Here is a 22,517-nt window from a genome sequence, read left to right as displayed (position 1 = left end):
TCCTTATTTATTACTCCATTTATCATAGCAGGACTTGAAAAGAGTTGCAAAAAAGCTTACTCGAACAAATCCGCTATGGCCTGGGAAACCGTCAATTTTTCTTGAAGTACTTCTTGTTCCAGCCCTTTCACTTGTTGGCTGCGGCTAGGGTCTTCGTAAAAGCGGCTTAGCAATTCATCCGTAATCATCGAACGGAACCAGTCCTTCGTTTGGCTTTGGCGCCGTTTCTGCCAATAGCCGCTCGACTTGATCTGCTCTTCAAAATCTTTGATCATGGCCCACGCTTCCTGAATTCCGGTTTTTTCAAATGAGGATGCCGGAAGCGCTTGCGTTTTCCAGCCCTCTGTTGCACGCTGCATGAAATGAAGGATTTGCTTGTATTCACGCACCGTTTTTTGGGCCAACGCTAGATTATGCTGGTCTGCTTTATGGACAATAATGGCATCAGCAAGTTCGAGGATGCCTTTTTTCATGCCTTGCAATTCATCGCCTGCCCCGGTTAAGACAAGCAGCAGGAACATATCGACCATGCCCCGCACCAAGGTTTCGCTTTGCCCGACGCCGACCGTTTCAACCAATATGATATCGTAGCCTGCCGCTTCGCATAGAAGCATCGTTTCCCTTGTTTTTTTATGGACGCCGCCGAGCGTACCGGCTGTTGGAGAAGGCCGGATGAAGGCATTTGGATTTTTGGCCAATTGCTCCATCCGTGTTTTATCTCCTAAAATACTGCCCCCGGTTATCGAAGAACTTGGATCGATGGCAAGTACCGCTACACGATGGCCATCTTTCGTCAGCATTTCGCCGAAAGTTTCAATAAACGTGCTTTTGCCGGCACCCGGTACACCAGTGATGCCAAGGCGAATGCTTTTGCCGGTATAGGGCAGAAGCCGGTTCAACAGCTCTTGCCCGTTATTTTTATCCTGAGGATTCGCACTTTCCAATAAAGTGATGGCTTTTCCGAGATGCAGACGGGAGCCGCTTCGAACGCCTTCAGCCATTGCGGCTGCATCAAACGGTTTGGATTCCGGCTTCTTGAATTTTTTCCGCGGAGAAGATTTCATGCCGTCATGTGCTGCTTTAACGCCTTCCATGACACGACGCGATCCTTTTTGGCGGTCCATCAGTCTGCCACTTCCTCGTATCCAAGGCGTACATAAATTTCCTCAATGACTTTTTGGGCAGCAACTGGAATGACCGTTCCCGGCCCGAAAATCGCACTCGCCCCATTATTGCGGAGGAACTCATAATCTTGTGCTGGAATTACACCGCCGACCACTATCAGGATATCTTCACGGCCGATTTTTTTCAGTTCAGCTGCAAGGTCTGGCACTAAGGTCATATGGCCGGCCGCTAGCGAACTGACCCCGATGACATGAACGTCATTTTCTGCTGCTTGCTGGGCTGTTTCTGCCGGCGTTTGGAATAGGGGTCCGATGTCCACATCGAATCCGAGATCGGCAAATGCCGTTGCGATGACTTTCGCTCCGCGGTCATGGCCGTCTTGGCCCATTTTCGCAACCAAAATACGGGGACGACGTCCTTCATTTTCAATAAAGTCCTCCGTCATTTCTTTGACTGTCTCCATTTCCTGCTGATTGGAGAAGTTCGAACTGTAGACGCCGCTCACAGAACGGATCACCGCTTTATGTCTGCCGGACGCGACTTCGATCGCATCTGAAATCTCCCCAAGTGTTGCACGGTACCGCGCTGCTTCCACTGCGCATTCCAGAATGTTCGCATCGCCGGTTTTTGCAGCCTCCGTCAGTTTAGCCAAGGCTTCCTGAACTTTTGCATCATCGCGATCCGCTTTCATCTGTTCAATGCGTTCAATTTGCTTTTTGCGGACCATTGTATTGTCGATATTCAAAATATCGATCGGATCTTCCTCGTCCAGGCGGTAACGGTTGACTCCGATGATCACTTCTTCATTGGAATCGATCTGCGCCTGCTTTTTAGCCGCCGCTTCTTCGATTCTCATTTTCGGAAGGCCGGTTTCAATCGCTTTCGCCATTCCGCCGAGCTCTTCCACTTCCTCGATCAGCTGCCATGCTTTTTCCGTCAATTCCTTTGTCAGAGATTCCACGTAATAAGAGCCGCCCCAAGGATCGATCACTTTGGTCATCATCGTTTCTTCCTGCAAGAATAATTGCGTATTGCGGGCGATCCGCGCAGAAAAATCGGTCGGAAGGGCAATGGCTTCATCCAATGCATTCGTGTGCAGCGACTGGGTATGCCCCATCGCTGCAGCGTTTGCTTCGATCAATGTCCGCGTGACGTTATTGAATGGATCCTGTTCGGTCAAACTCCAACCCGAAGTTTGGGAATGAGTGCGCAATGCCAATGATTTTTCATTTTTTGGATCAAAGCTTTTCATCATTTTCGCCCAAATTTCACGGGCGGCACGCATTTTCGCGATTTCCATGAAATAATTCATGCCGATGCCCCAGAAAAATGACAAACGCGGCGCAAATGAATCAATGCCGATGCCGGCAGCAAGGCCCGTGCGAACGTATTCCAATCCGTCTGCCAACGTATAGGCCAGTTCTATATCCGCTGTCGCTCCTGCTTCCTGGATATGGTAGCCCGAGATCGAAATGGAATTGAATTTCGGCATCTTGGTTGATGTGTATTTGAAGATATCGGCAATGATCTGCATCGACATCGCCGGCGGATAAATATAGGTGTTGCGGACCATGTATTCCTTCAAAATATCATTTTGAATGGTCCCGGCCAGCTGTTCTGGAGTGACCCCTTGTTCTTCAGCCGCAACGATGAAAAATGCCATGATCGGCACCACAGCGCCGTTCATCGTCATTGACACGGACATTTGGTCAAGCGGAATTCCGTCGAAAAGAATCTTCATGTCTTCTACACTATCGATCGCAACTCCCGCTTTTCCTACATCTCCCACTACGCGCGGGTGGTCAGAGTCGTACCCTCTATGGGTCGCCAAGTCAAATGCGACGGACAGCCCTTTTTGTCCCATCGCCAAGTTTCGGCGGTAAAAAGCATTGCTTTCTTCTGCAGTCGAGAATCCTGCATATTGCCGTACAGTCCAAGGGCGCGACACGTACATCGTCGAATACGGTCCGCGGACATTCGGTGCAAATCCAGGAAGACTGTCTTCTATTCCCGCTGCATCTTCTGCCTGATAAAAAGGTTTGACAGCAATGCCTTCGTTTGTTTCAAATGCCTCTTGCTGAAAATCTTCTGTTTGGGAAGCTTTTAGCCCATTCAAGTCAACTTTCGTAAAATCCGGTTTTTTCATTCTTGAACAGCCTCCTTTCCTAATTCTAAAATTTCCTCAAGTTTTGAAGTGATGTGTTTGCCTGTATAGATGGCATCGTTGATCTGGAAAGCTTTCCATTCCGCCATTTGCTGCTCCGGATATCTTCCTGCCACATCAATTACTGCGTCCGTATCCAAGCCAGGGGCGACTTCATCAATTTTTTCTTTCCCTCCGCATAAGACCGCGTACTGGATTTGATTTTCTGTTAAGAACTGATTCAATTGCTGCGCTGTCCGGATTTCCGGGCTGATTTCCGGCTCGATTCCACCGACAGCCAAAAAGCCTTGCACAAAATCCGATTGTGCTTTCACGGCTTTTAATGCGCCGAGATGGACAATCGCTGATTTCAGCATCACTTCTTTGCTGCGCGCCCGCAATTTCTCAAATGGCGCCGCCAAACGTTTCGCAGTCATATATTCCAGATGCGTCTCATCAATTTGGCCGTCTTTAACCGGTTCTTGCGGATTTGCATACACATTTGTGCCGATCAGGGACATTTCCCGGAGTGCCGCTTTTTCTTTGCGCTCCATCCACTTCGCTTGGATGTCATCAGTCAGCCAACCGGAATTCATCGCTTCTGTATAGCCGCCTGCCCCTTCAATTTCCAGGAAATAGCGCCACGCCGCATCGACGTATTCATCCGTCAATGTTTCGATAAAATAAGATCCCGCACTTGCATCCATGACATGATTGACGTGCGTTTCTTCTTTAATGACCAATTGGACATTGCGTGCAATCCGTCGGCTCTGTCCGTCTGAAACGGTCAGGAAATCATGCGGATGGACCGTATGCGCATTTGTTCCGCCAAGCACCGCTGAAAAAGTGGCATTGCCTGCGCGAAGCAAGTTGACGTATGGATCCAATTTTGAATACGAACGGACCGATGTTTCAGTGAAAATCGGGATTGGCGGGGCTTCCTCGCCATATGCTGAACAAAAGGCCGTCCAAAGCACACGGAACGCCCGCAATTTTGCAATTTCCTGGAAGAATGCCGTATCGACTGCAAAGCGCACCCACGTATTTTCAGCTTGACTTTGAAAATCTTCTTTTTTAATTGTTTCCGCTAAAATGCTAAGCGCTACCCCAAGTTCATGGATTATAGTGCCGCCAGCATGATGGACCGGGATCGTATCAATAAGCTGCGTGCGCACTTTTGCAGGCGCTTTCACAAATTCTTCCGAATAAATCACGCCTTGGACATTTGTCAGCTTGGCTTCATCGACAAAATCGAAGACGCGCAGAATTTGCGTGTCATCTGATGTCAACCGGAAGTACAACGGGAAACGTTCGATGAGTGCTGCCAATTCCTTTAGTTCGCTGTCATTCCATTCCAGGCGCTGAAAGCTTGTATAGACAATCATTTCATTTCCGCGTGCCAGGTCTTCTTTGACAGCTGCCAAATAATCCGTTGCAGTAGCCGCTGCAGTTTCCTGTGCAATAAACCAGCCCGGCAGTTGCTTTCCGCTGCGGACAGCTTGGATCTGCTCATCAATCTTCTTGCCGGACTGTCCCAGCATTTCTTTTGTATAAAGAGGTTCGAGCGTTATTCCTTCAAGCGTTTTTGTTTTTAAAGTTTCATCGAACCGCTTGCCTTTCAATGCTCCTTCAGCGGCAGTTTGCCATTCTTCATATGTACGCTTCGAAAATTTAGTCTGTTTCATGGAATCGATTGTCACTGGGTTCCCTCCTCAAAGGCGATCTATCTTCATTTTACCCGACAGAGCACGGACATTAAAGGAAAAAAAGCCCGAAGTCCGAAGACTCCGAGCTTTTCTCTCTGCTTTAAAAGGTGGAAACCTCTGTTTCAAGGAATTAATAAACAGAGGTGTTGCCTTTGTTCATGTTTTCGAGAATTTCTTTTACGCGGGCCATGAACTGGCCGCAAATCAACCCATCCAATACGCGGTGGTCAAGAGACAAGCACAAATTGACCATATCACGCGCTGCAATCATGCCATTGTCCATGATCACCGGGCGTTTCACAATCGACTCGACCTGCAGAATCGCCGCTTGCGGATGGTTGATAATGCCCATTGATTGCACAGAACCAAATGAGCCCGTGCTGTTGACGGTAAATGTCCCGCCTTGCATATCAGCAGATTTCAATTTGCCGGAACGGGCTTTAACAGCCAATTCGTTGATTTCCTTGCCGATGCCTTTAATCGATTTTTCATCCGAGTTTTTGATGACCGGAACGAATAAGGCGTTGTCAGATGCGACAGCAATAGAAATATTGATGTCTTTCTTCTGGATGATTTTATCTCCAGCCCACATCGAATTCATCATCGGAAACTCTTTCAATGCCTGAGAAACCGCTTTGACGAAAAATGCGAAATACGTGAGGTTGAATCCTTCTTTGCTCTTGAAATCTTTTTTCAAAGAATCGCGGTAGGAAACCAATTCCGTCACGTCGACTTCGATCATCATCCATGCATGAGGCGCTTCGTGCTTGCTCTTCAGCATATTGGCAGCAATCGCACGGCGGACACCCGTAACAGGAATTTCAATATCGCCAGGTGCACTTTCAATCGGCGCGGATTTCTGTGCCGGTGCTGGTGAAGATGGCGCTTGGGCTGGTGCAGACTCACTTGCAGCCGGACGGCTTTCTTCTTGGGCCGGCGCTGCAGGTGCACCCCCGGCTTTTGGAATATTGCCGCTTTCGATTAAAGCAAGCAAATCTTTGCGCGTGATGCGCCCTTCGTTTCCAGTGCCTTGCACTTGCGCCAAGTCGATGTCGTTATCTTGCGCGAGGCGCAAAACAGCCGGTGAATAGCGGGCTTTCGAACCTTCCGGACGGACAGGCTGTGAGGAACCTTTCGTTCCTTGCAAACCTTTCGTCACTTCCGTATCTGCAGCAGGCATGACGTTTTCTTTTCCGGCTTCAGCTGGTTTTTCCTCTTCAGCCGGCGCAGCATCTCCGCCTTCGGTTTCGATCGTACAAACGATCGCTCCGACCTCCAGCGTATCGCCTTCGCTTGCAATCAATTCTTTAATGATACCCGTGAATGAAGAAGGCACTTCAGCCGTTACTTTATCCGTATTGACCTCAGCCAAAGGATCGTATTTATTGACGTGGTCTCCTGGCTGAACGAGCCATTTTTCAATGGTTCCTTCTGTTACACTTTCGCCCAGCTGCGGCATTTTAATATTTTCTATAGCCAAAAGGGATTCCTCCTTTTATTGAGTGCATCTTTTACTTTTCTTTGTTCACAACGGGCAACTCCTCGGGTCATAAGCCTTTCAGAGCTGAACGCCCGCCTCCGCTTTTCGATTAAAATTCCGCAAGTTCCCGCATCGCTTTTTCCACTTTATCCGGGTTGATCATGAAGTATTTTTCCATTGTCGGCGCATACGCCATCGCCGGAACATCTGGACCTGCCAAGCGTTTGATCGGTGCATCAAGGTCGAATAGGCAGTTTTCAGCGATGATCGCCGCCACTTCACCGATAATGCTTCCTTCTTTATTGTCTTCTGTGACCAATAGAACTTTTCCGGTTTTCTTCACTGCTTCGATAATGCCGTCTTTATCCAACGGATAAATCGTGCGCAAATCTAGAACATGTGCAGAAATGCCGTCTTCTGCCAGGCGCTCTGCCGCTTGAAGTGCGAAATGGACAGCCAGTCCGTAAGTGATGACGGTAATGTCTTCGCCTTCGCGTTTTACATCCGCTTTTCCGATCTCAACAGTATAGTCGTCTTCTGGAACTTCGCCTTTGATCAAACGGTAAGCCCGTTTATGCTCAAAGAACATGACCGGATCTTCATCGCGGATCGCCGCTTTCAGTAATCCCTTCGCATCGTATGGAGTGGACGGGATGACAATTTTCAATCCAGGCTGATTCGCAAATACCGCTTCCACTGATTGGGAGTGGTAAAGCGCCCCGTGAACGCCGCCGCCAAATGGCGCGCGGAAAACGATCGGGCATGACCAATCATTGTTCGACCGGTAGCGGATGCGCGAAGCTTCCGAAATGATCTGGTTGACTGCAGGCATGATGAAATCTGCAAATTGGAATTCAGCGATCGGGCGCATGCCGTACATCGCTGCTCCGATTCCAACACCGGCAATCGCTGATTCCGCAAGCGGCGTATCCACTACGCGGTCTTCTCCGAATTGATCATACAATCCTTGCGTCGCTTTAAATACGCCGCCTTTTTTCCCGACATCTTCACCTAGGACAAAAACGTTTTCGTCACGTTCCATTTCTTCTTTCATGGCAAGCGTGATGGCGTCAATATAATTCATTACTGCCATTATTCGTTTCCTCCTTTTTCCGCATAGACATATTTAAGTGCATGTTCCGGTTCTGCGTATGGAGCGTTTTCAGCGTAATCTGTCGCTTCGTTTACGATCACCATGATGCGGTCGTTGATTTCTTTTTCCAATTCATCATCCATGATGCCGTTTTCTTTCAAATATGCACCAAAAGTCAGGATCGGATCTTTATCTTTTTGCGCAGCCAATTCGTCTGCTGAGCGGTATTGGCGGTGATCATCATCCGATGAATGGGCCGTCATCCGTTCAGAAACCGTTTCGATCAAGCTTGGGCCTTCGCCGCGGCGTGCACGGTCAGCCGCTTCTTTCACGTGTTTATAGACTTCAATCGGATCATTTCCGTCAATTGTCACACCCGGCATGCCGTAGCTTGCTGCGCGGTCTGATACGTTTTTGCTCGCCACTTGGCGGTCGAATGGAACAGAAATCGCGTATTTATTGTTTTCGACCATTGTGATGACCGGCAATTTATGGACGCCTGCAAAGTTCAAGCCTTCATGGAAATCTCCTTGGTTGGAAGAACCTTCGCCAAGCGTATTGAACGTGATGAAATCCTGCTTTTTCATTTTCCCGGCAAGTGCAACACCGACTGCATGCGGCAATTGCGTCGTTACCGGCGAAGAACCCGTCAGAATACGGTTTTTCTTTTGGCCGAAATGCCCTGGCATCTGGCGTCCGCCGGAGTTCGGATCTTCTGCTTTTGCAAACGCTGAAAGCATAATGTCTTTCGGAGTCATGCCGAAATGCAGCACAACGCCCAAATCACGGTAATAAGGTGCAATATAGTCTTTCGTATTATCCAGTGCATAAGCTGCTCCTACTTGAGCCGCTTCTTGCCCTTGGCATGAAATGACGAACGGGATTTTGCCGGCCCGGTTTAGGAGCCACATCCGCTCATCCACACGGCGCGCCGTCATCATCGTTTCATAGATCTTCAATAAATCTTCTTTCGTCAAACCTGCTTCTTCGTGTTTTGAAGCCATTTGAACTCCTCCTTTAGCTATGGATTGCTTTTCCGTCTACAGCAAGTGCCGCTTCTCCCATGACTTCAGACAATGTCGGGTGCGGATGGATCGTTTCGGCAATTTCCCATGGCGTTGCGTCAAGCACCATTGCAAGGCCCGCTTCAGAAATCATATCCGTTACGTGCGGCCCAATCATATGGACACCGAGAATATCGTTCGTGGCTTTGTCAGCGATAATTTTCACAAATCCATCTGACTCGCCGTAAACAAGCGCTTTCCCAATTGCTTTAAATGAGAATTTGCCGACTTTGACATCAAAGCCTTTTTCTTTTGCCTGATCTTCTGTGATGCCGACGCTTGCAGCTTCCGGATTTGAATAGATGCAGCGGGATACCAGATCATAATTGATGGCGTGCGGGTTGTTCCCTTTAATATGTTCAATCGCCGTAATTCCTTCGTGTGAAGCCACATGCGCAAGTTGAAGGCCGCCAATGACGTCTCCAATTGCGTAAATATGGGATTCTTTAGTCTGGAAGGTATTTTTTACTTGAATAAACCCTTTTTCAACAATAATATCGGTATTTTCAAGGCCGATGTTTTCAACGTTTGCCTGGCGCCCTACAGAAACCAGCATTCTTTCAGCTGAGAAAGATTCAGTCCCGTTTTTCATTTCTGCCTGGATCGTCACACCGTTGTCGCCAGTCTGGAGCGTTTCAGCCATCACTTTAGCGCTCGTTGCGAACTTGATGCCTTTTTTCGCCAGAAGCTTCTGCATTTCTTTTGAAATATCTTTATCTTCTGTTGGAATGATGCGGTCCGCATACTCGATAACCGTGACTTCTACACCGAAATCATTGAGCATGGATGCCCATTCGATGCCGATAACGCCGCCGCCGACAATCAGAATCGATTTTGGAAGCTCTTCCATTGCAAGGGCCTCATCTGAACTCATGACGAATTTCCCGTCAATTGTAAGACCCGGCAACGTGCGCGGACGAGATCCGGTAGCGATGATGACATTATTCGGAATCAGCATTTCATTTTCTTCTCCGTTATTCATTTCAACAGAAATGGTGCCCGGATTCGGCGAAAAGATGGATGGCCCTAAAATACGGCCAATGCCTTCATAGACGTCGATCTTGCCTTTTTTCATCAAGCCTTTGACGCCTGCATGCAATTGATCAACGATTCCTTGTTTGCGCTGCTGGACACGTGAGAAGTCCAATGATACTTCACCTGTGTTCACACCGAAGTCCGCTGCATGGTTCTTCGTCGTCGAGTAGACTTCTGCACTGCGAAGCAGCGCCTTGCTTGGAATACAGCCTTTATGCAAACAGGTACCGCCTAAATTACCTTTTTCAACAATTGCCGTCTTTAACCCTAATTGTGCTGAACGGATAGCAGCTACATAACCGCCCGTCCCGCCTCCAAGGATAACTACATCATAATTTTGTGCCATGAGTGAAGATGACCTCCTTATTCTGATAATGCTGGGTAAACTTTTGCGTCTTCTTCATTTTTTAAAACCCGGACAGCTCCTTCAGCCAATGCCTGAAGCTCGTTTTCACCCGGTTCAATGATTACATCTGAAATCCAGTGGATACGCTTCGTGATTTCTTCGGTTAAGGCTTTGCCGTGCACCAGCGCCCCGGTCAAAATGATGGCATCGATCCGGCCTTCAAGAACTGCGCTTGCCGCCCCGATTTCTTTTGCTACTTGATAAGCCATCGCGTCATAAACCGTTTTCGCTGCCAGATCGCCGTTCTTAATCCGCCGTTCGATCCGTACGCTGTCGCTCGTGCCTAAATATCCTGCAACTCCAGAATTCCGGACAAGCTTCAGCAGCATATCCCGCCGGCTATAACGCCCGGAATAACACAATTCCACCAAATCACCGGAAGGGATTGTACCTGCACGTTCCATACTGAAAGGGCCGTCGCCGTGAAGGCCATTATTGACATCGACCACTTTGCCGCCCTGATGGACCCCTACGGTAATCCCTCTGCCTAAATGGGCGACAATCAGTCGAACATCTTCATAGCTTCGCCCACGTTCTTTGGCATATCTGCGGGCAACCGCTTTCTGATTTAACGCATGAAAAATCGATTTTCGTTCGATGCCGTCAAAGCCAGAGATTCGGGCCAGCGGCGATAATTCATCCACCACTACCGGGTCGACAATGAAAGAAGGGATATTCAAGCCATTTGCGATTTCATACGCAACAATGCCCCCTAAATTGGAGGCATGCTGACCTAATATCCCTTTTTTCAAATCTTCGAGCATTGCTTCATTCACCAAATAAGTCCCGCCTTCTATGGGACGGAGCAATCCTCCTCTTCCACATACTGCCGCCAGATTCGAGACATTCATGCCTTCTTCATCCAACGCTTCAAGAATCGCTTGTTTTCGAACGGCACTTTGACCTGCTAATGAAGCAAATTCATCAAATTCACTTGAAAAATGATGGAGCGTTTTCTCCATGATCAAAATGTCGTTGTCAAAAACGCCGATTTTAGTCGCATCCGAAGCGGGATTCAGGACCAAAATACGCTGATGCTGTTCTTGCACAAGCGGACCCTCCATTTCTTTATTATCTTCTGCTTAGGATGTCATGTCCGTTGCGCAAAAATTGTGATCTTGAATTTCTAACGCGGTTGATGCGTTCTTCTGCCATACGCTCTGCAGCGATATAGCTAGGAATGCCATCACGTTTTGAGATTTCGAAAATGCGTGTGATGCTGTCATAAATTGTTTCAACGCGTTTCATCGCACGTTCGTTGTTGTAGCCGTATAATTCATCAGCAACGTTGATTACGCCGCCTGAGTTGATAACGAAGTCAGGAGCATAAACGATGCCTTTCGCTTCCAATTCATCGCCGTGGCGCTCTTCTTTCAATTGGTTGTTTGCAGACCCTGCTACAACTTTTACTTTCAATTGAGGAATCGTCTCGTCGTTGATGATTGCGCCCATCGCACATGGTGCGAAAATATCCGCTTCTTGTGAATAGATATCATTTGGTGCAACAGCTACTGCGCCGAAATCATTTACTGCACGCTGTACCGCGTCTTGGTTAATATCCGTAACGATCAATTTAGCGCCTTCTTCGTGAAGGTGTTTGCAAAGTGTGTAGGCAACGTTCCCTACGCCTTGGACTGTAATCGTTTTGCCTTCAAGCGAATCGTCGCCGAACGCTTCAAGAGCAGCGGCTTTCATGCCGATGTAAATTCCGTAAGCTGTTACCGGTGAAGGGTTGCCTGAAGAACCGAATGCAGGTGAGATTCCAGTGACGAAATCTGTTTCTTCATGGATCAAGTCCATATCTGCAACTGTCGTACCCACGTCTTCAGCTGTGATATAGCGGCCATTCAAGCCTTGGATGAAACGGCCGAAAGCACGGAACATTTCTTCGTTTTTGTCTTTTAACGGATCGCCGATGATAACTGTTTTACCGCCGCCAAGGTTTAATCCGGCAGCTGCGTTTTTATAAGTCATTCCGCGGCCAAGGCGGATTGCATCTTCGATTGCTTCTTCTTCTGTTTCATAATTCCACATGCGTGTACCGCCTAGAGCTGGTCCAAGCGTCGTATCGTGAATGCAGATGATTGCTTTCAAACCTGAGTTTTTATCTTGGCAAAATACCAATTGCTCGTAGTCGTGCTGTTCCATTCTTTTGAAAATTTCCATTGTAAATTCCTCCTAGTGGGTCTCATTGGATGCTCGATGAGCGAATGGCGAGAGCAAGCGAGAACAATTTCGTTTCTGCGCTGTCTGCCCGGGAAGTCAAGACGATGGGCGCTTTTGCCCCCACAATGACGCCTCCCACTTTCGCTTTTGAAAAAAAGACTAATGATTTATACAAGATGTTGCCTGATTCAATATTGGGGACCAGCAAAATATCAGCTAATCCAGCCGACTTCGTGGCAATCCCTTTGTGTTTGGCTGCTTTTAATGAAATCGCGTTATCGAGGGCGAGCGGCCCGTCTACAATGCAGCCCGTTATCTGACCGCGCTTATTCATCGCAGTGAGAGCAGCGGCATCTACTGTCGCTTGCATGACGGGATTGATGACTTCAATTGCAGCGAGCGGCGCAACGACCGGCATGCAGATTCCAAGTGAATGCGCGAAAAAAACTGCATTCTGGAGTATCTCAGCTTTTCTTTGCAGATCCGGGTTGATGTTCATCCCCGCATCCGTCACAAATAGCAGCCGTTCAAAACCTTCGATTTCAAAGGCGGCAACATGTGACAAAATCTGATCGGTCCGCAAGCCAAATTCCGGTTGTAAAACCGCTTTCATTAATAAAGCTGTTGGTATATGCCCTTTCATCAATACGTCAGACTCTTTATTGAAAACTGACTTTACAGCTTCTTCAGCTGCTGATTGAGGATCGGCTGCATGGTGAATTTGTATTTTAGGATGATTGCTTAGATAGGGATGGCTTTGCGCCATTGCAGAACGCAATTTTCCCATATCATCGAAAAGCCTGAAACTGGCAAGATTCCGTTCGAGCGAGCGGTGGACTGCTTCAAGTACTTCTGAATCAGCTGCAGCCGCAACGGCTACAATCGTTTCTTCGCTACTCGCCGTACTTTCCAGGATTTCAGCTAATGTGGCCATCAAAATCACCCCGTTCCTTCTTTATTAAAACAGATTGAAAGCTAAGATATAAGGGATGAAAGCGCTTTATTTCCTTTTTAAGGCTATTTACCGTGCAAATTATTGCAAAACCCTGCAATAATTTGCACAGATTCACGATAAGCCATATTTTTCGAGTTTGTAATACAAAGTGCGAAGGGAGATTTCCAGCTGCTTTGCAGTCTTGGATTTATTCCCTTTGAATTGAGTGAGTGCGTGATGCAAAATGCCGCGTTCAACTGCGTCCAGCTGTTCCTGGAGCGGCACAGAAGATTCAACAACTACTTCATGCTTTGCTTCAGCCGCTTTCAGCATATTCCGCGGAATGTGTTCTTCGGTTAAAGTCTTGTCATTCATCTGCATGAAAATCATTGAACGGCTGATTACGTTCTCCAGTTCCCGGACATTTCCGGGCCAATCGTATACTTTCAATAATTGCGTCGCTTTTTCCGTGACCGCCTCTACATTCCGGCCGTATTCCTGATTCAATTTCAGCAAAAGCCGTTCCACGATTTGCGGGATGTCCTGCTTTCGTTTGCGCAGCGGCGGAATTAAAATCGGCATCCGGTTCAGCCTGTAATAAAGATCTTCACGGAATGTGCCGTCAAGAAGCGCTTTTTCCATATTCGCATTTGTCGAAGCGATGACACGGACATTGACGGGAATGGGTGTTGTACCGCCGATGCGCAGCGTCTCATGTTCCTGCAGCACACGAAGGAGCTTGCTTTGAAGGGCGGGAGATAATTCCCCGATTTCGTCAAGAAAAATACTGCCGTTGTTCGCTTCTTCGAACAAACCGCGTTTGGCTCCACTGTTGACGCCAGGAAGTGCCCCTTCTTCATAGCCGAACAATTCACTGTCGAGCAGCGATTCCGATAGAGCCGCACAATTGACCCTTACGAATTTATTGAATTTCCGCTCACTGGCACTGTGGATGGCATGCGCAAACAATTCCTTGCCGGTTCCGGATTCTCCGCGGAGCAATACGGTCACCAAGGTCTGTGCGGCAAGTTTTGCCTGCTGAAGGCTGAGCTGCATTTCAGAAGAATAGCCGACAATGTCATCGAATGTATATTTCGATTCAAGTGTCCGGATGATGCTCCGTGCCCGGTCCAATTCTTTCATCAGCGATCGGATTTCTGTTGTATCGTGGATAACGCCGACACTGCCTTTTAATTGATTGTCTACGATAATCGGCGCCACATTGACAATGACTTCCCGGTTCGCAGGGCCGACTTTCAAATTAACTCCCCGGTAAGGCTTGCGTGTTTGCAGCGCTTTTAAGTGCATGCTTTCCCCTTCCGATATATCTGCAGAAGCCGGCTGCCCGATTACATCTGCCATCTGCAAACCGGTAATGCGTGTATAAGCCGGGTTCACCAACAATCCATTGCCTTTTTCATCGACTACGGAAATGGCATCATCACTGGACTGGATAATCGCTTGCAGCATCGTCTGGACTTCTTTTAAATCCGTAATCTGCTCCGCTAAGGAAACGACTTCACTGATGTCTTTAAAAACAGCGAAAGCGCCGATGGTTTCCCCGTTCTCGTCAATCATCGGAAAACGGGAAGTGACAATTTTGGTGCCGTTTTTTAACACCAGTTCCCGGTTCAACTCAGTGCGCGCAGTTTCATAAATGCGCGAAAGTTCACTCGAAGAAATGATTTCATTGACCGGCCGGCCGATGGCAGATTCGATATCCACATTGACCATGCGGGCAGCGCTTCGATTCATGAAATTGACATGCCCGTCTTTATCGATTCCGATCATGCCTTCTTCTATGGAATTAAAAATGATATTCTGTTTATGGCTTTCTTCGCTCAGCAACGAAATCAAATGTTCTTTTTCTATCAACAGGCGGACAAGGGCGTTGGCGATGCTGCCGGGGATGATTACCGTATTTTCCGAAAAAAATTGCGGCAATTCCTTTTGCACATTCTCACTTCCCGTTACGTTAAAGACCATATCCACTTGTTCTTTGTTAAAGTCCCGGTAATTGTCCGTGACAAATATTCCTTCGGTACGCGCCGTATGAATCGCCGGCGCATCCAAATTTGTGTCTGCAATGCCGATGACCTGCATATAATCCGATTCCAATAAAATCTGTAAAATGGCAGAGCCGCCAGCGCCGCCGCCGATAATCACTACGTTTTGCAAATGGATTCATACCTTTCCTATACATCTTGCAATAAATTGCAGTCTCTTTTTAAAGGGTACATCAGGAACGAATTCTTGACAACTTAATCAGAATTGGAAACAATAGATGAAAGGAGTGAAAAGATGGGCCGTTTAATCGCATTTATTATTTTGCTGATTCCAGGTATCTTGGCTGCTTATGGCATTAAGCTTATGCGCGATACTTTGTTCAATAAATTATTGGAGCCGTACCCTGCGTTATGGCTGCAATTCACATTAGGAACGCTGTTTGTTGTAATTGGCATTGGATTTTTCGCCGGCTTCTTATTGAACCGGGACCGCAAAAAAGGGACAGTCGCTGAGAAATTTCAAAAGCGCCCCCAAAAATAAGAATTAAAACCTCAAAAAAATTGCGTCTTACCTTTCATAGGCAAGACGCAATTTTTCTTTTATCCGATCCGGGTAATCCGTAATTACGCCAACCAGTTCTGGCGCAAGCTCTCTTAAAGCAGCTTCTCGTCCGAGCAGGCCATAGACGCGGATATTCTTTTTCATTTTATGCAAGTTCTTCAAAAATTCCATGGAATACAGCCGTTTATGGAGGTGGATGCTATCGATCCAATCCATTGTTTCGATCTTTTCAAGTGGCATTCCTTTTTTAATGATCAAAGCCATCTCAGTGCCAGGCATCAAGACTTTCATCTTGCGCAGCAATTCTGCGTCGAATGACGAAAGATGAAAGTCCCCCGCCCCTTCAAGCATCGCTGCCAGAATTTCAGGTCCTTTCGGATGGGTAGAAACCGATTTTTTCATTTCTATATTCAAAGGCACATTTTTTTCTTTCGCCCATTGAAACACTTCGTAGGCAAGCGGAATGGAATGGCTAGTGAACCGCCGTTTCCAGCGTTTGCCGATTTTAATGTCCTTCAGTGTTTCGTAGTTATGCTCTTCTATTAAGCAGTTCTTTCCGCTGAGCCGCTTTAAATTGTCGTCGTGATAGACCACTACAACTCCATCTTTCGTTATTTGCACATCCAACTCGATGCCCACTCCGAATTCACATGCTTTTTGGAAAGCACTCCATGTATTTTCCAACATGTAGCCGGAGGCGCCGCGGTGAGCGTACACTTTAACTTCAGACACGTTTTATCATCCTCTTTCTAATATAAAAAAAGCCAGGCTTGTTCCCCGGCTTTTCTTTCTATTTTTACTCCGATGAACAGTCATTGGCTGAGTGTTTAAGTCGAGCGATTAAATAGGATTAATCGCATATTGTAATTATAAATGATGACCGTGCCGAATGCTATCGGCAACCATTGCAATGAATTGCGAGTTGGAAGGCTTCGACTGTAGATGTTCTTCGCTATAGCCGAAAATCTTCGAAATGTGGGTGGTATCGCTTTTATTCCACACCAATTCAATCGCATGGCGGATCGAGCGCTCCACTCTGGCAGGGGTTGTATCGAAAATATCGGCGATTCCCGGATAAAGGGCTTTTGTGATCCGGTTTAAGATATCCGGATTTTCAAGCACCAACGAAACCGCTTCTTTCAGATAAACATAGCCTTTAATATGCGGAGGAACGCCGATATCTTTCATCATCGTGCTGATGCGTTCTTCTTTTAAGGTTTCGCCGCTCGCTGTCTGCTGCGGAACCGACCGGTTTTGCATGATGTGGTTGATCTGCACAGCAAGGCGCTCGGTTTCAAACGGCTTCATGATAAAGTAGGAAGCACCGTATTGGGCAACTTGGCTCATAATCGATTCTTGCCCGAATGCCGAAAGCATGATTACGTCGATCCCCCTCAAGTTATCATCTTCTTTGATCGCATCCAAAACAGCGATTCCGTCTAGATAAGGCATGATGATATCCAACACCAATATATCGATTTTCTGTTTTTTCAGCATTTCAATACACGTTTTTCCGTTGTATGCGATTGCGACAACTTCCATATTCGGTTCTTTGCTTAAATAATCGCTCATCAGTCTCACAAGTTCACGATTATCGTCCGCAATTGCAATTTTTATCTTATCCATCAACTTTCCCCCTGTTGACTGCTTTTTGCATACTACCTCATGGTAAGTTTTCTGTCGCGCGCAAGCGTCAGCAATTCTTCGGCATGCTGTAAAGTCAAATCAGTAATTTCTGCTCCTGAAAGCATTCTGCTCATTTCTTCTGTCCGTTCATAGCCCTCTAGTTCATGGACTGCTGTAGTGGTACGCTGCTTCTCCACTTTCTTTTCGATGAATAAATGCTGGTCGGCCATAGCGGCCACTTGAGGCAAATGCGAAATGCACAGAACTTGGGAATGAACCGAGATGGCAGCGATTTTTTCCGCGATCGCTTGTGCCACTCTGCCGCTGACTCCTGTATCCACTTCATCGAAAATAATGGAAGTAATGCCTTGGTGTTTCGAAAAGATCGTTTTCAGCGCAAGCATCATCCGCGACAATTCCCCGCCGGAAGCCACTTTTGTCAAGGGCTTCAATGGTTCGCCAAGATTGGTTGAAATGTAGAACGCAATCGCATCACGGCCATTGCGGTCAAACCGTCCACCCGGCAGCGAGGCAAAATTCACTTCGAATGAAGCTTTCCCCATATGGAGTTCGCGCAATTGTTCCATGATGGCTTTGCTGAGCTTGGCAGCTGCTTTTTTCCGTAAGATCGTCAGTTCTTCCGCTTCCACGCGCAGGTCTTCCGTCAATTCCTTCAGCTTTTCCTGGTCAAGCTGAATGCGCTGGTCACGGTTGATCAATTTATCCAATTCGTCCACTTGCGTTTCGTGATACAAAAGGATGTCTTCCACCGAAGCTCCGTATTTCCGTTTAAGCGATTGGAGCAAGACAAGACGCTGTTCAATTTCATTCAACCGGGCTGGATCGAATTCCATGTCATCCAGTATCCGTTTAATATCAGTCGATACATCTTGGATCAAATAAAAGGCGCTCGAAAGTGTTTCGGAATGGCTATTCAGCTGTTCATCCACTGAAGCGGCATGCTCGAGTTCCGACATCGCTGAACCTACCCAATCGAGTCCCTTGGATTCGCCTTGGATGGCTTCATGGGCGGCCGATACCGATTCGAAGATTTTATTGAAGTTTTGAAGTTTCTTGCGCTCTTGCTGAAGCTCTTCCTCTTCCCCTGCTACCAGTTCGGCAGCTTCAATTTCCCGCAATTGGAACGTCAGCAAATCGATGCGCTGTGCAATTTGCTGCTCATTTTCATTATATGAAGCAAATTCCCGCTTCAGCTTCATGTATTTATCATACGTATGGGAATAGCTTTCTCTCGCTTTGGTCAAGGTTTTTCCGGCAAACTGATCCAGCAGATAAAGATGCTGCTTTTCATCCATCAATTCCTGGGTCTCGTGCTGGCCGTGTATATCAATGAGGGCAGCGCCCACTTCACGCAAAATAGAGATCGTGACAAGCTTGCCGTTGATCCGGCAAACATTTTTTCCGCGGTCATTCAATTCCCGGCGCAGAAGAATATCCCCGTCACTCGAATCGATGCCGAATTCTTCTAATTTGCGAAACACCGGATGCTTTTCATTGTCCAGTGTAAACAATCCTTCGATTTCCGCTTTTTTAGCGCCATGGCGAATAAACTCTTGGCTGCCTCTTCCCCCAGCCAATAGATGGACCGCATCGATGATAATCGATTTGCCGGCCCCAGTTTCCCCAGTCAAAACCGTCAGCCCTTCTGTAAAGCTGACGGTCAAGGAGTCGATAATAGCAAAATTGCGTATATCCAATTCCCGAAGCATACCCATCCACCTCTTTTTTAAAGCATTTCTATTAAACGCTGTTTTAAGATTTCGCGCTGTTCCACGTCACGACAAATAATCAAGCACGTGTCGTCCCCACAAATGGTCCCTAAAATTTCCTCCCAATCCAAATGGTCAATCAAGGAACCGATAGCATGGGCATTTCCTGGCAAGGTTTTCATTATTAAGAAATGGCTCGCCCCATCGATGCTGACAAACGCATCTGTCAACGCACGATGCAATTTTTGCATCGGGTTAAATCGCTGATCTGCCGGTAGGCTATATTTGTAACGGCCGTCTTGCAGCGGCACTTTCACTAAATGCAATTCTTTAATATCTCTTGAAACGGTCGCTTGCGTCACTTCGTAGCCTGCTGATTTCAGTAATTCGACTAATTCATCCTGCGTCTCGATTTCTCGGTTCGAAATCAGATCACGGATTTTGATATGGCGTTGGCCTTTGTTCACGGTTTATCCTCCTAGAATGAATAAATATTCTATTTCCTTAATATCGTACCTTTAAACAGAGGCGCTGACAAGTCAATTAGAAAAACACGAAATTTACTGGTTAAATTAGCAGTTCTGAAATACGATTACTGAATTTTTCATATGCAAAAGGGGCCGAATTTCTCAAAAAGAAAACACATTCCAAATGGAATGTGTTATAGGCGCTCGTGTGCTTCCTGCACGGTAGCTTGAACAGTTTGTTCTGATACCGCTGCAATTTCCTCGCCATCCAAAGCGGACTGAAGATGGAAAAGAAATTCAATATTTCCTTCTCCTCCGGTAATGGGTGAAAAAGACATATTTCGCAGGTGGAAACCGGCATCCACCGCAAAGCCGCCGACTTTCATCAGCACATCGCGGTGAGTTTTCGGTTCACGGACAATCCCTTTCTTTCCGACAGCTTCCCGCCCAGCTTCAAATTGCGGTTTCACTAAAGCGATCACATCGCCGCCAGGGACGATGATTTCTTTGAGAACCGGCAAAATAATGCGCAAGGAAATGAAACTCACATCAATCGTTGCAAATTCAGGCAAACCTTCTGTAAAATCTTCCGGTTTCGAATTGCGGAAATTGGTGCGTTCCATGACGGTGACACGTTCATCCTGCCGAATTTTCCAAGCCAGCTGATTATAGCCGACATCGAGTGCGTAGCAATGCTTCGCTCCATTTTGCAAAGCGCAATCTGTAAAGCCGCCAGTCGAAGAACCGATATCGAGCATCAACTTGCCGTCTACGGACAAATCAAACTCCGCTATGGCTTTTTCGAGCTTCAATCCGCCTCGACTGACATATTTTAAATCATTGCCTTTCATCTGCAGCGGCGCATCTTCCGGAATTTTTTCGCCAGGTTTGTTCATGCGCTCTTCATTGGAATAAATGATGCCAGCCATGATGGCGCGTTTTGCTTTTTCCCGGGTTTCACAAATTCCCCGTTCAACGAGGAGAATGTCCACCCGTTCTTTTTTCACTTTATTGGTCATACGTTCGTTTCCGCTTTCGCAGAAGCATTTACACGTTTTTTGATGACTTTAACAACTTCATCACTGTTCAAATGGATTTCATCCATCAATTCAGCCACATCGCCGTGTTCGATAAATTGATCTGGAATACCAAGGCGGTCGATGACTGCGCCGCGGTAATCATTTTCTTCAGCAAATTCAAGCACACCGCTGCCGAAGCCGCCTTGAAGCACAGCTTCTTCGATCGTCACGATCGGCACATTGCGTCCGAATATTTTATGGAGCATCGCATTATCCATCGGTTTGATGAATCGTGCATTGACCACTTCTGCCTGAATGCCTTGTTCACGCAATTGTTCCGCTGCATGGAGCGCCATTGGAATCGTCGTTCCGAAAGTCAGGATTACAGCATCTTTGCCTTCTTCTAAAACTTCCCACGAACCGATCGGCAGTGTCGTCAAATCGGCATCCATCTCAACGCCTAAACCATTTCCGCGTGGGTAGCGGAGGGCAATTGGGCCGTCATTATATTCGATGGCAGTTTTCACCATGTGCTGTCCTTCGTTTTCATCTTTAGGCATCATAATCACCATGTTCGGCAAATGGCGCAAGAACGCAATGTCAAATACACCTTGGTGCGTTTCGCCATCCGCTCCTACTAATCCCGAACGGTCGATGCCGATGAAGACATTCAAGTTTTGGCGGCAAATATCATGCACGACCTGATCATAGGCGCGCTGAAGGAATGTAGAGTAGATCGCCAAAAATGGTTTCATGTCTTGCGTCGCAAGTCCCGCAGCCATCGTGGTTGCATGCTGTTCCGCGATTCCGACATCAAACATGCGGTCCGGGAACTCAGAGGCAAATCCTTCGAGCTTCGAACCGACAGGCATTGCCGGTGTGATGGCTACAATGCGCTCATCTGTCCTTGCAAGTTTCCTTACCGTTTCTGCAATCAAGCCGCTCCAGGAAGGCGCTTTTGAAGATGATTTCACAAGATCTCCTGTTTCCATCTTATAAGGCCCGATGCCGTGCCACGTTCCGATGCGGTCTTGTTCAGCCGGCAAATAACCTTTGCCTTTTTTCGTTATGACGTGCAGAAGCACTGGGCCGTCCATCTTTTTCGCATATCGAAGATTTTCTTCCAGCTCTTCCAGATCATGGCCATTGATCGGTCCAAGATATGTAAAGCCTAACTCTTCAAAGAACATGCCCGATACCAACAAATACTTCAAGCTGTCTTTGACGCGTTCTGCGGTGGAAGCCAATTTCCCGCCGACAGCCGGAATTTTCTTCAATAAATATTCCAAATCGTCTTTGACTTTATTGTATTTGCCAGCTGTCCGCATTCTTCCGAGGACGCTGTGCATCGCGCCGACATTCGGTGCAATCGACATCTCGTTGTCATTTAAAATGACAATCATATTCGTTTTAGCATGACCAATGTGGTTAAGTGCTTCAAAAGCCATCCCGCCGGTAAGCGCACCATCTCCGATAATCGGAACAACATGGTTTTTAGCTTTTTTGATATCACGCGCAGCAGCCATGCCCATAGCCGCTGATAAAGACGTGGAACTATGTCCGGTTTCCCAAACATCATGCTCACTTTCGTTGCGTTTCGGGAATCCGCACAAGCCTTTGAATTGGCGCAATGTATCAAATTGGCTAGCGCGTCCCGTTAAAATCTTGTGGACGTATGACTGATGCCCTACATCCCAGATGAATTTATCAGCTGGACTGTTGAATACACGGTGTAAAGCAATTGTCAGTTCAACTACACCCAAATTCGGACCGATATGCCCGCCTGTTCTTGATAAATTTTCAATAAGAAATTGCCGGATATCTTCACTTAATTCAACAAGCTGTTTTTGATCCAGCTGTTTTAAGAAAGATGGACTAGTAATCGTATGCAGATCCATTCCATCACACACCTTTTTCTATATTTTTACCGTAAAATTACCTTTACCTATTATAAC

18 protein-coding genes are annotated in these 22,517 nt (G+C 47.1%); 1 reads left to right on the top strand and 17 read right to left on the bottom strand.

Annotated features, from left to right (window positions below; translation table 11 throughout):
* Window positions 1-56 precede the first annotated feature (56 nt).
* From meaB to AC2EXB_RS09460, 11 genes are all read right to left on the bottom strand, one after another.
* The gene (meaB, locus tag AC2EXB_RS09510; RefSeq protein ID WP_483604639.1) at window positions 57-1,124 is read right to left on the bottom strand and encodes a methylmalonyl Co-A mutase-associated GTPase MeaB; all 1,068 of its coding nucleotides are present in this window, start codon (window positions 1,122-1,124) and stop codon (window positions 57-59) included.
* Window positions 1,124-3,271 (bottom strand): methylmalonyl-CoA mutase, encoded by a 2,148-nt coding sequence (gene scpA, locus AC2EXB_RS09505; protein WP_483604638.1) that lies wholly within the window; start codon window positions 3,269-3,271, stop codon window positions 1,124-1,126. Before scpA ends, meaB begins: the two co-directional genes overlap by 1 nt.
* A complete protein-coding gene (locus tag AC2EXB_RS09500) occupies window positions 3,268-4,968 on the bottom strand; it encodes a methylmalonyl-CoA mutase family protein (RefSeq protein WP_483604637.1) in 1,701 nt (566 codons plus the stop codon). Before AC2EXB_RS09500 ends, scpA begins: the two co-directional genes overlap by 4 nt.
* 136 nt (window positions 4,969-5,104) lie before the next feature.
* Entirely contained in the window at window positions 5,105-6,454 is a 1,350-nt protein-coding gene (locus AC2EXB_RS09495) for a dihydrolipoamide acetyltransferase family protein (RefSeq protein ID WP_483604636.1), read from the bottom strand.
* Between the two features lie 109 nt (window positions 6,455-6,563).
* Complete coding sequence (locus tag AC2EXB_RS09490; protein WP_483604635.1) at window positions 6,564-7,547, bottom strand: alpha-ketoacid dehydrogenase subunit beta; 984 nt, start codon at window positions 7,545-7,547, stop codon at window positions 6,564-6,566.
* On the bottom strand, window positions 7,547-8,551 hold the full coding sequence (locus AC2EXB_RS09485) for a thiamine pyrophosphate-dependent dehydrogenase E1 component subunit alpha (protein ID WP_246808850.1): 1,005 nt from the start codon (window positions 8,549-8,551) through the stop codon (window positions 7,547-7,549). Before AC2EXB_RS09485 ends, AC2EXB_RS09490 begins: the two co-directional genes overlap by 1 nt.
* 13 nt (window positions 8,552-8,564) lie before the next feature.
* Entirely contained in the window at window positions 8,565-9,992 is a 1,428-nt protein-coding gene (gene lpdA / locus AC2EXB_RS09480) for a dihydrolipoyl dehydrogenase (protein WP_483604634.1), read from the bottom strand.
* Window positions 9,993-10,009: 17 nt separating this feature from the next.
* Complete coding sequence (buk, locus tag AC2EXB_RS09475) at window positions 10,010-11,101, bottom strand: butyrate kinase (protein WP_483604633.1); 1,092 nt, start codon at window positions 11,099-11,101, stop codon at window positions 10,010-10,012.
* Window positions 11,102-11,123: 22 nt separating this feature from the next.
* A complete protein-coding gene (bcd, locus tag AC2EXB_RS09470) occupies window positions 11,124-12,218 on the bottom strand; it encodes a branched-chain amino acid dehydrogenase (RefSeq protein ID WP_483604631.1) in 1,095 nt (364 codons plus the stop codon).
* 22 nt (window positions 12,219-12,240) lie between these two features.
* Window positions 12,241-13,152, bottom strand: a complete 912-nt coding sequence (gene yqiS / locus AC2EXB_RS09465) for a phosphate butyryltransferase (protein WP_483604629.1) — start codon at window positions 13,150-13,152, stop codon at window positions 12,241-12,243.
* A 132-nt stretch (window positions 13,153-13,284) separates the two neighbouring features.
* A complete protein-coding gene (locus AC2EXB_RS09460) occupies window positions 13,285-15,330 on the bottom strand; it encodes a sigma 54-interacting transcriptional regulator (protein WP_483604628.1) in 2,046 nt (681 codons plus the stop codon).
* Between the two features lie 123 nt (window positions 15,331-15,453).
* On the opposite strand from AC2EXB_RS09460, the gene AC2EXB_RS09455 reads away from it, so the two are divergent.
* On the top strand, window positions 15,454-15,699 hold the full coding sequence (locus tag AC2EXB_RS09455) for a DUF2627 domain-containing protein (protein ID WP_052651730.1): 246 nt from the start codon (window positions 15,454-15,456) through the stop codon (window positions 15,697-15,699).
* Between the two features lie 27 nt (window positions 15,700-15,726).
* Here AC2EXB_RS09455 and AC2EXB_RS09450 read toward each other — a convergent pair whose 3' ends face one another.
* The 6 genes from AC2EXB_RS09450 to dxs all read right to left on the bottom strand — a co-directional run bounded on the left by AC2EXB_RS09450 (window position 15,727) and on the right by dxs (window position 22,460).
* The gene (locus AC2EXB_RS09450; RefSeq protein WP_483604626.1) at window positions 15,727-16,452 is read right to left on the bottom strand and encodes a glycerophosphodiester phosphodiesterase; all 726 of its coding nucleotides are present in this window, start codon (window positions 16,450-16,452) and stop codon (window positions 15,727-15,729) included.
* 135 nt (window positions 16,453-16,587) lie between these two features.
* Window positions 16,588-17,346, bottom strand: a complete 759-nt coding sequence (gene spo0A / locus AC2EXB_RS09445; RefSeq protein ID WP_483604624.1) for a sporulation transcription factor Spo0A — start codon at window positions 17,344-17,346, stop codon at window positions 16,588-16,590.
* A 32-nt stretch (window positions 17,347-17,378) separates the two neighbouring features.
* The gene (gene recN / locus AC2EXB_RS09440) at window positions 17,379-19,076 is read right to left on the bottom strand and encodes a DNA repair protein RecN (protein ID WP_235199100.1); all 1,698 of its coding nucleotides are present in this window, start codon (window positions 19,074-19,076) and stop codon (window positions 17,379-17,381) included.
* A gap of 17 nt (window positions 19,077-19,093) precedes the next feature.
* Window positions 19,094-19,543, bottom strand: a complete 450-nt coding sequence (ahrC, locus tag AC2EXB_RS09435) for a transcriptional regulator AhrC/ArgR (RefSeq protein ID WP_483604622.1) — start codon at window positions 19,541-19,543, stop codon at window positions 19,094-19,096.
* A gap of 194 nt (window positions 19,544-19,737) precedes the next feature.
* Window positions 19,738-20,562, bottom strand: coding sequence for a TlyA family RNA methyltransferase (locus tag AC2EXB_RS09430; protein ID WP_483604620.1), 825 nt, complete (start codon window positions 20,560-20,562; stop codon window positions 19,738-19,740).
* On the bottom strand, window positions 20,559-22,460 hold the full coding sequence (dxs, locus tag AC2EXB_RS09425; RefSeq protein WP_483604619.1) for a 1-deoxy-D-xylulose-5-phosphate synthase: 1,902 nt from the start codon (window positions 22,458-22,460) through the stop codon (window positions 20,559-20,561). The genes AC2EXB_RS09430 and dxs overlap by 4 nt, the downstream gene beginning before the upstream one ends.
* Window positions 22,461-22,517: the final 57 nt, after the last annotated feature.

Source organism: Planococcus alkaliphilus, assembly GCF_057031095.1.
This window is presented reverse-complemented; position numbering and strand designations above follow the sequence as displayed.